This is a genomic window from Pseudomonas sp. XWY-1, assembly GCF_002953115.1.
GTDB lineage: Bacteria > Pseudomonadota > Gammaproteobacteria > Pseudomonadales > Pseudomonadaceae > Aquipseudomonas > Aquipseudomonas alloputida.
The window spans coordinates 826491-841546 of record NZ_CP026332.1 but is presented as its reverse complement, the minus strand read 5'-3'; the positions used below and the strand labels follow the sequence as shown (position 1 = coordinate 841546).

The window sequence follows — 15056 nt, the reverse complement described above, 5'->3', positions numbered from 1 at the left end:
CCTTGCGAGCACTGACATCGGTACCCAGCGAGGTGTTGTAGGCGACATCTGCCGCCTCGGCCACTGCCAGCTCCTGGTTGACCTGGTCGGTGATCACGGTGGCGAACTTGACCACCTTGTACAGCACATCGTGGGCATCGAAGATCGGGTTGTACGAGGCCTCCAGCCAGATCACCCGGCCATGGGCATCGATGCGCTTGAAGCGCTCGGCAACATATTCGCCACGCCGCAGCCTGTCCCAGAACGCTTGGTAGCCAGCCGAGTTGACCTCCTGCGGTTCGCAGAACATGCGGTGGTGCTTACCGCGAATCTGCTCCAGGCGATAGCCGACGGTGGCCAGGAAACGATCGTTGGCAGTGAGAATGATGCCGTCGAGGTCGAACTCGATCACCGCAGTAGAGCGCATCAGGGCCTTGATCAGGCTTTCGTGCTCGCGTGAGGTCTCGATGGTTCGCGTGAGGTCGCTGGAATGCAGGGTGAAGTACTTGATGCGCCCCTCGCTGTTCTTCACCGGCTGCAGGATCGAGCGCAGCCAGGCTTCCTGACCATTGCCCCGCAGAAGACGGAACGCACCGTTCAGGTGTTCGCCACGGCTGATCGCACTTTTCATGCGCTGGTAGAAGTCCAGCGACTTTACGTGGGCGGGGACGATGTCCTCGATATTGCGTCCAAGCAGTTGTTCGGCACGGTAGAGCATCTCGCTCTCGAAGTTGCCGTTGACCATCTCGATCCGTCCCTGAGGGTCGAGCTGCAGCACCAGCATCTCGCTGTCGAGACTACTCTTGACCTGTTCGATGGACATCAGGTCTTCGCGCAGTTGCCGGATTTCTTGCTTGAGCTTGTTGTTGAACATCACCGCTCTCCTGGAGCGCATCACGTAGTCGAATGCATCTTCATCGGCTGCCGGCTACACCTTCTTGAGTGCTGTGCGAGGAAATATTCATGAAGGCAAAAGTGCCGGCAGTCAGGCGTCATCTTTACGTCACAAGGCGGTCACATTAGCGCAACCCGGCAGGCGGAAACTTTTTGTCATGAATACACCCGCCCTACGCATTACCCTGGTCAGCGAAACCTTCCCACCCGAGATCAATGGCGTGGCCAACACCCTTGGCCGCCTCAGTGATGGGTTGCGCCAACGCGGCCATGAGGTCGAGGTGGTGCGCCCGCGCCAGGCCGGCGAAGGGCACGTGCACAACGATCCGCAGCTAATGCTGTGCCGTGGCTGGGCGCTGCCTGGCTACCCGGGTTTGCAGTGGGGCGAGGTGTCGATGCACAAGCTGTTGCGCCACTGGCGCCGGCAGCGCCCGGATGTACTGTACATCGCCACCGAGGGGCCGCTGGGGCTCAGCGCCCTGCGCGCGGCCCGACGCCTGGGGGTGGCGGTGGTCAGTGGCTTCCACACCAACTTCCCGCAGTATTCCGGCCAGTACGGCCTGGGCCTGCTGGCGCGCCTGCTCACTCACTACTTGCGCTGGTTCCATCGGCGCACGGCAATCACCTTGGTGCCAAGTGCCAGCCAGCGCCTGGAGCTGGAGCGTCGCGGTTTCGAACGCCTGGAGCTGCTGGCCCGAGGGGTCGATGCCTGCCTGTTCAATCCGGCCCGGCGCAGCCAGGCCCTGCGCGAAAGCTGGGGGCTAGGCCCGGAGGACATCGCCGTACTGCATGTCGGGCGGCTGGCGGCGGAAAAGAACCTTGGCTTGCTACGGCCTTGCTTCGAGGCGTTACGCAAGACGTATCCACAAAAGCGCCTGCGCCTGATCATGGTCGGCGACGGGCCTCAGCGCACCAAGCTCGAACAAGAGATACCGGACGCCGTGTTTTGCGGCGCCCAGCGCGGTGAACGACTGGCCGAGCACTATGCCAGCGGCGACCTGTTCCTGTTCCCGAGCCTGACCGAGACCTTCGGCAATGTGGTGCTCGAAGCCATGGCCTCAGGGTTGGCGGTAGTTGCTTATGACGAGGCGGCCGCCGCGCAGCATATTCGCCATGGCCACAGTGGCGCGCTGGCGATGCCGGGGGACCAGGCGGCGTTTGTCGATGCAGCGTGCTGGTTGCTGGAAGAAGTGGAGACCTTGCGCAGGGTGCGCCTGAATGCGCGACAGCATGCCAGCCGCCAGGGCTGGCCGGCGATTGTCGAACAGTTCGAGGGGTATCTGAACAGCGCATGCCGGCAACCTGGTGCTACGGCTGGGCGTTCTGCGCAATGTTTGCAGCGCCTGTGAGATCCAGCGCCGCCCGCGCGGCACTCGATCTCACAGGTGCCAAAACATCACGTCAGGCACTCTTCAGGCCAGGGCTTTCTCGATGGCCTGCACCACCGCTGGGTCATCCGGCGCCGTGCGCGGCGAGAAACGCGCCAGCACCCGGCCATCCTTGCCCACCAGAAACTTCTCGAAATTCCAGGTAATGTCACCGGGGAACTCGGCCCCCTCCCCTGCCAGCAGGCGGTACAACGAATGGCGCTGCGGCCCGTTGACCTCCAGCTTGCTCCCCAGCGGGAAACTGACCCCGTAGTTGAGGCTGCAGAAGTCCTGGATTTCCTTTTCGCTACCCGGTTCCTGCCCGGCAAACTGGTTGCACGGCAGGCCAAGCACATTGAAGCCCTTGTCCTTGTAGATCTGGTAGAGGTTTTCCAGGGCCTTGTATTGCGGCGTCAGGCCACATTTGGAGGCAACGTTGACCACCAGCACCACTTGGCCCTTGAAGGGTGCGAGGGGCAGCTCTCCGCCGTTCAGCGCTTCCAGTTTCAGGTCGTGAAATGCACTCATGATGAAATCCCCTCTCAGGTTCCCGGTTGCCGTGCAGGCGAATTTCGCCCACTAAAAAGGCGCTCGTCCAAACCGTTCACCTCCCGTAGGAAGGCAAATCGGCTTGCCCGAGCGCCTGGCGACTTTCTGAGCTTAGCGCAGAAAATCAGTGGTGATGGCCACCTTCACCGTGGATGTGACGGTGAGCGATTTCTTCGTCGCTGGCGTCACGCACGTTCACAACCTTGACCTGGAAGGTCAGGCGCTGACCGGCCAGTGGGTGGTTGCCATCAACGGTGACGTCGTCGCCGTCGATGTCGCGGATGGTGACGATCTGCATCTGGCCGTCCGGCGCCGAAGCGTGGAACTGCATGCCCACTTCCAGCTCGTCGACACCTTCGAACAGGCTACGGTTCAGGGTGCTGACCAGTTCGGCCAGGTACTCGCCGTAGGCCTCTTCAGGTTCAATGGAAACGTTCAGTTCGTCACCAGCCTGCTTGCCTTCCAGGGCTTTTTCCAGGCCCGGGATGATGTTGCCGGCACCGTGCAGGTAAACCAGCGGCGCGCCACCGGCGGAGCTGTCGATGGTCTCCCCGGCGTCGTTGGTCAGGGTATAGTCGATGGAGACAGCCTTGTTGGCGGCGATCAGCATGGGGCAAGACCTTTTGCAAAAGAATGTAGAGCGGACAAGTGTAACCTTGCCATCGTCCGATTGCGAACGTGGTGCAGACGAGCAACGGCCCATCAGTCGGATCAACGGCTTTCATCAGGACGAAGAAGGCCACTGGGTGGTGGAACTTTCGTGCGGCCATACCCAGCACCTGCGCCACCAGCCGCCGTGGCAGGCACGCCCCTGGGTGCTTGACCCGGCACAACGTGCGCAGCACATCGGCCAGCCTTTCGCTTGCGGCTGGTGCGCACAAGGGGCCGATAGCGCTACCCTTGACCGTTAATTTCTTGCACCGCTTATTTCGAGAAGCACGCATGCAGACATTTTTCATTGCGCCGACCGACTTTGGTGTCGGCCTGACTTCGATCAGCCTGGGCCTGGTGCGCACCTTGGAGCGTGCCGGCCTGAAGGTCGGCTTCTTCAAGCCTATCGCCCAGCCCCACCCGGGTGACACCGGCCCCGAGCGCTCCACCGAACTGGTCGCCCGCACCCACGGCATCAAGCCACCGGTCCCACTGAGCCTGGCCCACGTCGAGCGCATGCTCGGCGATGGCCAGCTGGACGAGCTGCTTGAAGAAATCATCCGCCTCTACCAGCAAGCCTGCGTCGGCAATGACGTGGTTGTGGTCGAGGGAATGGTGCCCACGCGCCACGCCAGCTACGCGGCGCGGGTCAACCTGCACCTGGCCAAGAGCCTGGATGCCGAGGTAATCCTTGTATCGGCCCCGGAAAACGAAGTGCTCAGCGAGCTGTCTGGGCGGGTCGAACTGCAGGCCCAACTGTTTGGCGGCCCACGCGACCCGAAAGTGCTCGGGGTGATCCTTAACAAGGTGCGTACCGACGAGAGCATGGCGGACTTCGCCACCCGCCTGCGCGAGCACTCGCCATTGCTGCGCGGTAATGACTTCCGCCTGCTTGGCTGCATCCCCTACCAGCCCGAGCTGAACGCCCCGCGGACCCGCGATGTGGCCGAGCTGCTCGGCGCCCAGGTGCTCAATGCGGGCGATTACGAGCAGCGGCGCATGAGCAAGATCATCATCTGTGCACGCACGGTGGCCAACACGGTCCCGCTACTGACCTCGGGCACCCTGGTGGTAACCCCGGGCGACCGCGACGACATCATCCTCGCTGTCAGCCTGGCAGCGATCAATGGCGTCCCCCTGGCCGGCTTGCTGCTGACCAGCGACAGCAAGCCTGACGTGCGTATCCTTGGCCTGTGCCGCGGTGCCCTGCAGGCCGGCCTGCCGATCCTTTCGGTCAGCACCGGCTCGTACGACACCGCCAACCAGCTCAACTCGCTGAACCGCGAAATCCCGGTGGACGACCGCGAGCGTGCCGAGTTCATCACCGACTTCGTCGCCAGCCACCTCGACGCGGCCTGGCTGCACCAACGCTGCGGCACGCCACGCGAACTGCGCCTATCGCCGGCAGTGTTCCGCTACCAGCTGATCCAGCGTGCGCAGCAGGCCAACAAGCGCATCGTCCTGCCAGAAGGCGCCGAGCCACTGCTGGTGCAGGCTGCAGCCATCTGCCAGGCCCGCGGCATCGCCCGCTGCGTGCTGCTGGCCAAACCCGAAGACGTCGACGCCGTGGCCCGCGCCCAGGGCATCACGTTGCCGCCGGGGCTGGAGATTCTCGACCCCGAACTGATTCGCGGGCGCTACGTGGAACCCATGGTCGAGCTGCGCAAAAGCAAGAACCTCAACGCACCGATGGCCGAGCAGCAACTGGAAGACCCCGTGGTGATCGGCACCATGATGCTGGCCCTGGACGAAGTGGACGGCCTGGTCTCGGGCCTGGTGCACTCCACGGCCAACACCATCCGCCCGGCCCTGCAGCTGATCAAGACCGCACCCGGCTCGAGCCTGGTCTCGTCGGTGTTCTTCATGCTGTTCCCCGAGCAGGTGCTGGTGTACGGCGACTGCGTGATGAACCCGCACCCAAGCGCTGCCGAGCTGGCGGAGATTGCCCAACAGAGTGCCGCCTCGGCGCAGGCCTTCGGCATCGCGCCACGGGTGGCGATGATCAGTTATTCAAGCGATTCGGCCAGCGATGAAGAAGTGGAGAAAGTGCGCGAAGCGACACGCCTGGCACAGGACGCGGCGCAGGAGCTACTGATCGATGGGCCGTTGCAGTATGACGCAGCGGCCAACCCGGCGATCGCCCGAGAGCTGGCGCCGGCTAGCCCGGTGGCCGGGCGCGCCACGGTGTTCGTGTTCCCCGACCTGAATACCGGCAATACCACGCACAAGGCGGTACAGCGCAGTGCCGACGGGGTCAGCCTGGGGCCGATGCTGCAGGGTTTGCGCAAGCCGGTGAATGACTTGCCGCGAGGGGCGCAGGTTGACGATATCGTGCATACCATTGCCCTGACGGCGATTCAGGCCAGCGTGGCGCGCTAAAAGCAGAGGCTTCTTTGCAAGCCTTGTGGGAGCGGGTCTGCCCGCCCCCACAGAGCCGCAAAGCGGCCCGGAAGGTCAATCAGGGATACTGCTGAACCTGACCTTGCTGCTCATACTGCTGACCCGGAATCGGCTTCAGGTTCACTTCCACACGGCGGTTCTGCGCACGACCATTGGCGTCAGCGTTGCTGGCGATCGGCTGGTCCGGGCCCATGCCACGTACAGAGATACGCGAGGCATCCACACCCTGCGAAGTCAGGTAGGTGCTGACCGCCTGCGCACGGCGCTGGGACAGGTCCATGTTGTGCTGGCGGCTGCCCGTGCTGTCGGTGAAGCCGACCACTTCGATGGTGTTCTGGTTGAACTGCTTGAACGAGCCAGCCAGGTTGTTCAGTGGCGAGTAGAAGCTTGGGGCGATGTTGGCCGAGTCGGTGGCGAAGGTGATGTTGCCCGGCATGATCAGCTTGATCTGGTCACCCTGACGCTGCACTTCCACACCCGTGTTGGCCATCTGTGCGCGCAGTTCGGCTTCCTGCTTGTCGGCGTAGTAGCCGTAACCTGCAGCGGCAGCACCCACTGCTGCGGCACCGATCAGGGCCCCCTTGCCACGGTTGTTGTGGTCGATGGCGGCACCCGCGATGGCACCGGCCAGCGCGCCCAGACCGCCGTACTTGGCAGTCTTGCTCATCCCTGTGGAGCCCTGCGCCTGACCCTGGTTGTCGTAAGGGTTCTGGCCGGCGCAGCCGGTCATCAGTGCAGCGGCGGTTGCGACGATAATCAGACGACGCATGGTGAACATGGACAAGCTCCTACTGAAATTCATAAATGCGGCAGATCCCAAGGGGTTCTATGCCAGCCTTGGAACGCATCGGCAACGAAAAATTCCATGAAAGTGCCTTCATGTGCCATCAGGCACGCACGAATGGGTTTTCACGCATCTCGTCGCCCAGACGGGTGTCGGGCCCGTGGCCGGTCACCACGACGGCCTCTTCGTCCAACCGGTACAGCCGCTCCTTGATGGAACGCACGATTGCCCGCTGGTCGCCACCCCATAAATCGGTGCGGCCAATACCCCGGCGGAACAGTGTGTCACCGGCAATCAACAACTTGGCGTCGGCGAACCAGAAGCTCATCGAGCCCGGGGTATGGCCTGGCGTATGCAACGCCACACCGCAGCCGCAGGCCAGTTCTTCGTCATCGCCCAGCCAGCGGTCCGGTGCCGGTACCGGCGTGTAGGGTACGCCGAACATCTGGCACTGCATCTCAAGGTTGTCCCACAGCATCTGGTCGTCCTTGTGCAGGTGCAGCGTGGCACCCGTCAGCTCCTTGAGCTTGCCTGAGGCGAGGAAGTGGTCGAAGTGCGCATGGGTGTGGATGATGCTCACCAGCGTCAGGCCGTGGACCTGCAGGCGAGCAAGGATCTTGTCCACATCACCACCCGGGTCCACGACAATGGCTTTCTTGGTCAGGGGGTCGCCGATCAGCGTGCAGTTGCACTGCAAGGGGCCGACGGGGAAGGTTTCGCGGATGAGAGCTGACGATGGGATATACATTGTGAATACGGGAACCGGTTAATCGAATAGGGTTTGCACACGCGCCAGTGCATCCAGGATGACAACTTCAGGCACCGACTCTATGCGCTTGGCAAATCGTGCTTCAAGGTCGACGGTGCGCACCTGGTTGCAAAGCACCACCCCCTGAGTCTGCGTGCCCGTACCGCTGAGCGTGACAGCGAAACCCGCATGCCTCGCGAAATCCCCACCTTGAGTGATCGGGATGATTACAGCCAGGCCGGAAGCATTGAACGCAGCCGGAGTAATTACCAGTGCAGGTCGGCCGGAGCCCTGCTGTTCCCGGCCGACTGTTGGGTCCAGGTTGACGCGAACAATATCACCCCTGGCGAATTTCAACCGTTTCACACTTCACGCCCCACTGGGCGCATGGCATTCCAGTCGGCCATGTCCTCTGGCTCCGGTGCACTCAGGTCACACTGGGCCATCAGTTCCTCAAGGGTGTACTTGGGTTTCGACCTGACGGGTTTGAGCACCATCGTCTCACCCGTTGTGTCAAGGCTCAGGGTGGAGCCGACACCGAGGCGCATCTGCTTGAGTACTGCGGCGGGCAAGCGGATCGCGGCGCTGTTGCCCCACTGTTGAATCTTGATCTGCATGAGTATCTCCCAAGGTAGATACATAGTAGAAACCCTCCCAATGATTGCAAGCGAAATGTAGAAACGTCGTATCTACACTGTCATCTGCCCTGACCGGACAAAAGCCCTGCAATCTCAAGAAGGAAATGCCCTACATCACCTTGGGAAGCCACTCTCCAACTGCAAAAATTTCAAACGTAGATTCAGCCGGACCTCAAGGTAAAAACAACCTGAACAACCCACCCCCAAGCGCCCCGCCGTTGGAGATCTCGATCCGCCCGCGCACCCCGCCGCTTTCATGCAACGCGGCGATCCGCGCCGCAAAATACAGCCCAAGGCCGGTACTGCCGCTGGTCGAGTCGATGCCCTGGATGTAATCCTCCTGGCGCTCGAGCATGTGCTTTGGATAACCCGGGCCGTCATCATTGACGCAAATGGCCAACTGGTTATCGGCCTCTTCGATGGTGATCAGCAAGGCGTGCCCGGCAAAGCGGGTGGCGTTGGTGATAACGTTGGAGATCACCGAGGCCACCAGTTCGCGGTCGAAGAAACCCAGCGGGTTGTCGGTGTCGATACGCCAGGTGGCGAGAATGTCGTTGTGCTTGAGTACTTCCTCGTGCGCCGCCAGCTGGGCTTCGATGAAATCATCCAGCTCATGGTAATCCGGGCATACCGGCAACTGGTTCACACCCAGTTTGTACAAGCCCAGCAACTGCACCAGCATGCCGTTGAGGTGACGAAACTCATGCTCCATGATCCCCTGTTCAGCACCGCCGCGCAGTTCCTCGGGCAAGCGTTCCACCCACTGGCTGTGGGACTGGATCAGCGCCGACAACGAACTTTTGAGGTCGTGCACGGTGGAGGCGATCACCGTGGAAAAATCCAGCCCCTGATTGTCTTGATTCATGCGCCGAACACTCGGATGTGCAGTTTGCGGTAACGGTCATAGCGATTGTCGCTGGCAGGGATACCGGCCACGCTGGTCAAGGCGTCGCGGCACTCCTGCATGATCGCAGGCTGTGGGTTGTCACCGCCGATGCGCAGCAGCGCCTGGGCGGTGTTGAGGGCGATGCTGATGTTCTTCGGCTGTAAACCCAATGCCTTTCGGAACAGTTGCAACGCCTCGCCAAGCTGCCCTCCCTGGTAACTGCGCACACCCTGCCGATTGAGGGTGACCGCTTCGGTAATGGCGTTGAGCACACTGGGGTCATCCGTCAGCTTGCCCACTTTCTCCATGACCTTGGGGTCATCGCCATAACTTTCCACGCAGTTCTTCAGCACGCCGATGGCGGCGGCTTCCTGCCCCATCGCCTGCAGTTGCGCAGCGACAGTCAGGGCCGAATCGACAGAGAAGAACTGGTTCATCTTGTCCAGGCGCTGAATCGCCTGTTCTGTCAGCTTGCCGGCCGTTTCCGGGTCGCCGGCCTGCTGCAGGCTGGCAGCCTTCATCATCCGCGCACGTACCTGCAGGCCTTGGTCCTCGGGGTTTTCTTTGGCCACTTCGCTGAGCGTGGTGTTGATCTCGACCCGGGTGCGGGCGTCCAGGCCGAAGCCTGCATTCTTGCTCATCAGCGCCTGCACCAGGCCAAGGTTGTTTTCGGCATCCTTGTACCGCGAACTCTGCCCCTGGTTCACCGCATGGCGGAACGCCTTCGATGCGCTCTCGAAGTCTTCGTTCTCCAGCGCCAGCTTGCCCAGCGTCGACTGCCGACGCACCGACAAAGGCGACAGGCGCACGGCTTCTTCAAGCAAGTTCTGCGCGCGCCGGGTATCACCCTGCGCCACCAGCACCTCGGCCATGCCATCGTAAAGGCCTGGCATGATCGGGAACGCCTTGAGCGCCTGCTCGTATACACCCTGGGCCTGAGCATTCTGACCACGCTTGTGCATCAGTGCGCCCAATGCAGCATATACCCACGGCTGCGGACGGCTGGCCAGGATGGCCTTGAGGAATTTTTCCAGTTCCTCGAAACGGTTGAGGTTGCGCAGGGCATCGGCCCGGTAGCGCAAGCACAAGGGTGCCAGGCGCGGATCCTTCTTGCACAGCTCGGCGCAGGCCGCCAGTACTTCGGCCGGACGGTTGCGGTCCAGCGCCTGCAGGATCGGCTTCAGCAACGTCTTGCGCTGGAACAGTTTCTCGACACGCTGGGCCAGGCCAACCCGGTTGAACGGTTTGGTCAGGTAGGCATCGGGCTCGTGCTCGATGGCGCTGAGAACAATCGCCTGACTGCTCTCGGCAGTGACCATGATGAACACGCACTCATGGCTGATGTGCTTGTCGATGATCAGGTCTTCAAGCACCTGCTGCCCGTTCTTCTTGCCATCACCCAGATGGAAGTCCTGCAGGATGAAGTCATAGCGCTTCTGCGCGCACATGCGCAGCGCCTGCTCGCCGCTGTCAGCGGTGTCCACGTCGCGCACGCCCAACTCGCGCAACATGGAACGGGTCGACGTACGAAAGTCGGTAAAGTCGTCGACGATCAGAAAGCTCTTTTGCCCGTACTGCAGCATCAACACGACCTGCCTTGGAATGATTGAAAAATCGCGCGAGGCGATGCCACCGATAGCTGTATCGGCAGCTGGTCGGGAAAGATGAGGGTAGAGCATTGTCGGCCAGATAATATGGCGTCAGGCCATCACTTTAACGAGCAATGACCTACAGGGCCAGTATCACGCCAGCAACCCCAGGGATTTGGCCTTGGCCACCGCCTGGGTGCGCCGCTCCACGCCCAACTTGCTGTTGATGTGGCTGGCGTGGGTCTTCACCGTGTGCAGGGAAATGAACAGCCGTTCGCTGATCTGCTGATTGGAGCAACCTTGGGCAATCAGTTCGAGCACAGCCATTTCGCGGCCACTCAGCGCTTCGCCGTTGCCCGTACTGGCGATTGGCACTGGCGGCAGGTGCTTGAGCAGTTCCGCCTGAACCGGGCAAGCGGCACCTGCCTGCAGTTGTTCATGAAGCCATTGCGGGTGTTTTTCCAGCAGTGGCTGCATCGGCTGCATCACACCGCCATGCGCCGCTTCCAGCAAGCTTGGCAGCAACTGCGCGGCCTGCCCTTCCTTGCCTTCGTCCAACAGCAGGGAAAGCCATTGGCTCAGGGCGCTGACGGCGAGCATCATGCCGCCACTGTCCTGGCCGCGCTTTACCAGGCATGCCAGGCGTTGCACGGCATCGTCGCTACGCAACTGGATGCGATCGAGCGCTGCCTGCTGCAACGCAATGTGCAACGGCAGCAGCGGATGGAACTCCGGTGCCGCCGCCGGCTGCTCGCCGCCATAGGTCTGGCCCAGGCGCTGCAGCCAGGACTCCGCCAGGTCAGTACGCCCCTGGGCCAGCCACAGTTCGCATTTGACCAGGGTAATCATGGCCAGGTAGTAGACCGGGGGCACATCCCAGATGTGCATCAAGCGCTCGGCCTCGGCCAGTTCGGCAAAGGCCTCGGCAAAGTGACCTTCCCGGCCATCGAGCGTGGCAATCACGCAATGACCGATGAGCACACTGATGTCCCGGCACGCTCGCGCCTCGCCCAGCCCCGCGCGCAAACGCGCGCGGCCCTGCGCCGGCTGCAGACGCGAGACCAGCAGGTAACCTTCATAAAGCGTCAGCCGCGCACGCACGGCATACAGCCGCTGCGCCGAAAGCCCTTGCAGACGTTGCAGCCCTTGGCGCACTTCGTCCAGCGCACGTAGCACCTCGCCACGGGCATGCAGCACCCGCGCCCGATCGTAATGCGCCAGCGCCTCGAACAAGGGGTTACCGACCCGCTGGGCCAGCTCCAGGGCCTCGCGGTTCCAGCCTCGGGCCCGCCAGAAGTCACCATCGGCAATGGCCAGGTTGGACAGCGTCGACAAACACACCAGCCGCTGGCCATAGCGCTTGCTCGGCAGGCTCTGCAGCGCTTCGCCGCAATAGGCCAGGGTGCGCTCGCGGTCGCCACGGCCACGGGCAATGACCCCACTGAGTGCCAGCCATTGGGCCAGCATCGACTTTTGCGCAGTCGCCGAAGGCGCGGGCAGAAAGCGACTGAGGTAGCCGGCCAGTTCCTCGGCAGCATCCAGCTGGCAAGCCAGCCCCAACGCCCAGCTGTACAGCACGATCAGCCGCGGCGTGCTGACCAACAGACTGTCGGGCAGGTCCATCTTCCAGCGCAGCAACATGCCGACATTCTGCTCGGCCAGCAGTTGCTCCTCGGACAGACTTTGCACCAGGTCGGCGGCAACATCGAGGTGGCCGGCACGCAAAGCCTGCTCCACCGCCTCGTCCAGCAGGTCCTGAGCTTCAAACCAGCGGCAGGCCCGCAAATGCAAAGCGACCTGCGATTCGCTCGCCTGTCGGCTACGCAGCAGGTCGGAGAACAAATGGTGATAGCGGAACCAGTGCCCATGCTCGTCCAGCGGCACAAGGAACACCTGATGCGCCTGCAGGAAGCTCAGGACGGCGGCGCTGTCGTGGCGGCCACGCATCGCATCGCAAAGCGGAGCGCAGAAACGCTCCTGGCAGGCAGTTTCGTCCAAGAAGGCCTGCACGTCCGCAGGTAGCCTGTCGATGACTTCTTCAAGCAGGTAGTCGCGGATCAGGCCCTCGCCACCATGCAGCGCCTGGGGCAAGGCTTGCTCGTCGGCGCTGTCGCTGGCCGCCAACTGCCAGAACCGCAACCCGGCCACCCAGCCGTCGCTGCGCTGGATCAGGTTGTCCAGTGCCTGGCCGCGCAGGCCGGTAGGCTGGCGACCGAGCACCGCCAGCGACTCATCCGCGGTGAGGCGCAGGTCCTGTTCGTTAAGCTCGACCAACTGCCGGGACAGGCGCAGGCGCGCCAGGTGCCAGTCTGGCCGCTGGCGGCTGGTCACCAGCAACACCAGGCCGGGGGGCAGGTGATTGAGGAAGAACTGCAGGCAACGGTCGAGCACCGGCCCCTGGGCCAGGTGATAGTCGTCCAGCACCAGCAGCAGCGGCGTATCAGCCTGCAGGTACAGCGCCAGCTCGTCGAGCAGGCCGTCAAGCCACTCTTCAAAGGCAAACGGCTGGTGGCGCTGGCGCATTTTCAGCAGGCCCATGGCCTGGCCGCCCAGTGCTGGGCAGTATTGCTGCAGGCCTTCAAGCAAGCGCTCAAGGAAGCGGCCAGGGTCAGCGTCCCGCTGGCTCAGGCCAAGCCACAGGCTGCGCCAGTGCTCGGGCAGTGTTTCGCAAAACTCGATGGCCAGGGAGCTTTTGCCGAAACCCGCCGGCGCATTGACCAGCAGCAGCCGCCCGCCCAAACCGGCCTCCAGCCGCTGGCACAAACGCAGGCGCGGTACATGGCCGTCCGGCAGCGGCGGCCGGAAGAAACGCCCGTCCCGCAGGCCAAGGGCCTGACTTGCGAATCCATGGGTACGGGACAGATCTGTCATGGCCGGCTCGTTCTGGTTGGAAGACAACGGCGGTATGGATGTTTGCGAGACTAGCCGTTAACGCTGCGCATTTGAAGATGATAGGCGCAATAGGCGCAGAAAAGACTGCGACAAAAAGCAACATGGCTGATGGACAGGGGCTGGGGCGGGGGTTTGGAGAGGTATTCAGGAGGTTTATTGCCTTGCCCGGCCTCTTCGCGGGTGAACCCGCTCCTACCGCGGAACCTGTAGGAACGGGTTCACCCGCGAAGAGGCCGGTTCAGGAAATAGAAACGCCCCGGCGAGCCGGGGCGTTCTGGGGATCACACGGTGTTCAGTGATTTCAGCTTAGCGAATACCCGACTGACGCAGCGCTGCGGGCTGGAAATCGGCCTTGCTGGCACTGAAGCCGAAGTCGTAGGCACGTTTCTCTTCGTTCTTCATCCCAAGGGCCAGGTAACGACCGGACTGCAGGTCGTAGATGGCTTCCAGGGTGTACCAAGGCACTTCCACGTTGTAATAAGGCTGAGCATGGGCCTCGGACACGCGCCACAGTTGGCCACGGCCGTCGTACTGGTCGATCACTGCAGCCTGCCAGGTGTCCTCGTCGATGTAGAAATCACGCTTGGCGTAGATGTGCCGCTGGCCTGGCTTGAGGGTTGCAACTACGTGCCAGACGCGGCGCAGCTCGTAACGGGCCAGGTCCTGATTGATGTGCCCGGCCTTGATGATGTCGGCATACTTGAGCTTAGGATCATCAAGTTTGAAGGCGTTCGATGCGATGTACAGCTCCTTCTTGCCTTCCAGCTTCCAGTCATAACGGTCCGGTGCACCGTTGAACATGTCCAGGTTGTCCGACGTACGCAGGCCGTCGGCGGCGGTACCCGGGCCGTCATACGACACTTGCGGTGCCTGGCGCACACGGCGTTGGCCGGCGTTGTAGATCCACGCCTTGCGCGGCTCCTTCACCTGGTCGAGGGTTTCGTGCACCAGCAGCACAGTCCCGGCCAGGCGCGCAGGCGCAGTAACTTCCTGCTTGAAGTAGAACAGGATGTTGCCTGGGTTGTTCGGGTCGTAGTCCTTCATCTTGTCGCGGAAGACGAACTGGTCGGAGAAGTACACGGGGTTGAACGAGCCATTCTGCTGCGGCGTGGCCTGGGTCACCAGGCGGCTGACACTGCCGCCGCGGTAGCGGGTGATGTGGTTCCAGATCACCTCAAGGCCGCTTTTCGGGATCGGGAACGGCACCGCCGTGCGGAAGTTGCTCAGGCCGTTGCCGCCTTCCACCAGGGTGGTTTTGGTGGCGTTTTCCTTGATGGCAGCGAACACATCGGCCGGGACGGTTGCTCCGCGATGGGTTTTGAACACCGGGATCTTGTAGGTGTTCGGATAGCGTTTGAACATGGCCAACTGGCCGGGCGAGAGTTTGTCCTTGTACTGGTCGGCATTCTGCGCCGTGATGGTGAACAGCGGTTTTTCACTGCCGTACGGGTCGGACAGGAAGCCCTTGCCGTCGACGCTGCCTGCAGTCTTCGACAGCGGCTCCCACGGGCCGATGGAGCCGTCGGCGTTGCCGGCCTTCTCGGCACCCATCGGGGTCAGGGTGCTGCCCAGCTTGGCCGCCTCGTCGGCGGATACCGCAGCCATGACGCTGGTCGCCAGCAGGGACAGGCCCAGCACACCGGCTTGCAGCAGACTTCTGGTCTTGTTCATGTCGTGTC

At 62.4% G+C, this 15056-nt stretch carries 13 protein-coding genes and 1 pseudogene; 3 read left to right on the top strand and 11 right to left on the bottom strand.

Going from position 1 to position 15056, the window contains the following annotated elements:
• Positions 1 to 130: 130 nt before the first annotated feature.
• A pseudogene (locus PRJ_RS30610) lies at positions 131 to 724 on the bottom strand (PAS domain-containing protein); the annotation flags it as partial.
• Positions 725 to 1031: 307 nt separating this feature from the next.
• Here PRJ_RS30610 and PRJ_RS04080 point away from each other — a divergent pair.
• A complete protein-coding gene (locus PRJ_RS04080) occupies positions 1032 to 2222 on the top strand; it encodes a glycosyltransferase family 1 protein (RefSeq protein ID WP_104960787.1) in 1191 nt (396 codons plus the stop codon).
• Positions 2223 to 2285: 63 nt separating this feature from the next.
• On the opposite strand, the gene PRJ_RS04075 is transcribed toward PRJ_RS04080, so the two are convergent.
• A complete protein-coding gene (locus tag PRJ_RS04075) occupies positions 2286 to 2768 on the bottom strand; it encodes a glutathione peroxidase (protein WP_004575870.1) in 483 nt (160 codons plus the stop codon).
• A gap of 145 nt (positions 2769 to 2913) precedes the next feature.
• Positions 2914 to 3399, bottom strand: coding sequence for a peptidylprolyl isomerase (locus tag PRJ_RS04070; RefSeq protein ID WP_003247325.1), 486 nt, complete (start codon positions 3397 to 3399; stop codon positions 2914 to 2916).
• On the opposite strand from PRJ_RS04070, the gene PRJ_RS04065 reads away from it, so the two are divergent.
• Entirely contained in the window at positions 3398 to 3700 is a 303-nt protein-coding gene (locus PRJ_RS04065; protein ID WP_014755346.1) for a DUF3565 domain-containing protein, read from the top strand. The two genes, PRJ_RS04070 and PRJ_RS04065, sit on opposite strands and share 2 nt — an antisense overlap.
• 31 nt (positions 3701 to 3731) lie before the next feature.
• On the top strand, positions 3732 to 5819 hold the full coding sequence (pta, locus tag PRJ_RS04060; protein WP_010952014.1) for a phosphate acetyltransferase: 2088 nt from the start codon (positions 3732 to 3734) through the stop codon (positions 5817 to 5819).
• A gap of 79 nt (positions 5820 to 5898) precedes the next feature.
• On the opposite strand, the gene PRJ_RS04055 is transcribed toward pta, so the two are convergent.
• The 8 genes from PRJ_RS04055 to PRJ_RS04015 all read right to left on the bottom strand — a co-directional run bounded on the left by PRJ_RS04055 (position 5899) and on the right by PRJ_RS04015 (position 15048).
• Positions 5899 to 6618 (bottom strand): OmpA family protein, encoded by a 720-nt coding sequence (locus PRJ_RS04055; protein ID WP_003247328.1) that lies wholly within the window; start codon positions 6616 to 6618, stop codon positions 5899 to 5901.
• Positions 6619 to 6727: 109 nt separating this feature from the next.
• A complete protein-coding gene (locus PRJ_RS04050; protein ID WP_104960786.1) occupies positions 6728 to 7372 on the bottom strand; it encodes an MBL fold metallo-hydrolase in 645 nt (214 codons plus the stop codon).
• Positions 7373 to 7390: 18 nt separating this feature from the next.
• Complete coding sequence (locus PRJ_RS04045; RefSeq protein ID WP_104960785.1) at positions 7391 to 7738, bottom strand: type II toxin-antitoxin system ChpB family toxin; 348 nt, start codon at positions 7736 to 7738, stop codon at positions 7391 to 7393.
• Complete coding sequence (locus PRJ_RS04040) at positions 7735 to 8013, bottom strand: AbrB/MazE/SpoVT family DNA-binding domain-containing protein (RefSeq protein WP_019436943.1); 279 nt, start codon at positions 8011 to 8013, stop codon at positions 7735 to 7737. Before PRJ_RS04040 ends, PRJ_RS04045 begins: the two co-directional genes overlap by 4 nt.
• A gap of 169 nt (positions 8014 to 8182) precedes the next feature.
• Positions 8183 to 8875: a sensor histidine kinase KdpD gene (locus PRJ_RS04035; RefSeq protein WP_104960784.1), complete on the bottom strand. Its 693-nt coding sequence runs from the start codon at positions 8873 to 8875 to the stop codon at positions 8183 to 8185.
• Positions 8872 to 10479, bottom strand: a complete 1608-nt coding sequence (locus PRJ_RS04030) for a tetratricopeptide repeat-containing response regulator (RefSeq protein ID WP_003247330.1) — start codon at positions 10477 to 10479, stop codon at positions 8872 to 8874. The genes PRJ_RS04035 and PRJ_RS04030 overlap by 4 nt, the downstream gene beginning before the upstream one ends.
• A gap of 159 nt (positions 10480 to 10638) precedes the next feature.
• Positions 10639 to 13356 (bottom strand): LuxR C-terminal-related transcriptional regulator, encoded by a 2718-nt coding sequence (locus PRJ_RS04025; RefSeq protein WP_104960783.1) that lies wholly within the window; start codon positions 13354 to 13356, stop codon positions 10639 to 10641.
• 327 nt (positions 13357 to 13683) lie between these two features.
• Positions 13684 to 15048: a DUF1329 domain-containing protein gene (locus PRJ_RS04015; RefSeq protein WP_010952007.1), complete on the bottom strand. Its 1365-nt coding sequence runs from the start codon at positions 15046 to 15048 to the stop codon at positions 13684 to 13686.
• Positions 15049 to 15056 lie beyond the last annotated feature (8 nt).

Bases quoted from the DNA above. Each gene is read 5' to 3' on its own strand.
- PRJ_RS04050 (WP_104960786.1), bottom strand. From the start codon at position 7,372: ATGTATATCCCATCGTCAGCTCTCATCCGCGAAACCTTCCCCGTCGGC.
- pta (WP_010952014.1), top strand. From the start codon at position 3,732: ATGCAGACATTTTTCATTGCGCCGACCGACTTTGGTGTCGGCCTGACT.
- PRJ_RS04030 (WP_003247330.1), bottom strand. From the start codon at position 10,479: ATGCTGCAGTACGGGCAAAAGAGCTTTCTGATCGTCGACGACTTTACC.
- PRJ_RS04015 (WP_010952007.1), bottom strand. From the start codon at position 15,048: ATGAACAAGACCAGAAGTCTGCTGCAAGCCGGTGTGCTGGGCCTGTCC.
- PRJ_RS04075 (WP_004575870.1), bottom strand. From the start codon at position 2,768: ATGAGTGCATTTCACGACCTGAAACTGGAAGCGCTGAACGGCGGAGAG.
- PRJ_RS04065 (WP_014755346.1), top strand. From the start codon at position 3,398: ATGGGGCAAGACCTTTTGCAAAAGAATGTAGAGCGGACAAGTGTAACC.
- PRJ_RS04070 (WP_003247325.1), bottom strand. From the start codon at position 3,399: ATGCTGATCGCCGCCAACAAGGCTGTCTCCATCGACTATACCCTGACC.
- PRJ_RS04025 (WP_104960783.1), bottom strand. From the start codon at position 13,356: ATGACAGATCTGTCCCGTACCCATGGATTCGCAAGTCAGGCCCTTGGC.
- PRJ_RS04040 (WP_019436943.1), bottom strand. From the start codon at position 8,013: ATGTATCTACCTTGGGAGATACTCATGCAGATCAAGATTCAACAGTGG.
- PRJ_RS04055 (WP_003247328.1), bottom strand. From the start codon at position 6,618: ATGTTCACCATGCGTCGTCTGATTATCGTCGCAACCGCCGCTGCACTG.
- PRJ_RS04035 (WP_104960784.1), bottom strand. From the start codon at position 8,875: ATGAATCAAGACAATCAGGGGCTGGATTTTTCCACGGTGATCGCCTCC.
- PRJ_RS04080 (WP_104960787.1), top strand. From the start codon at position 1,032: ATGAATACACCCGCCCTACGCATTACCCTGGTCAGCGAAACCTTCCCA.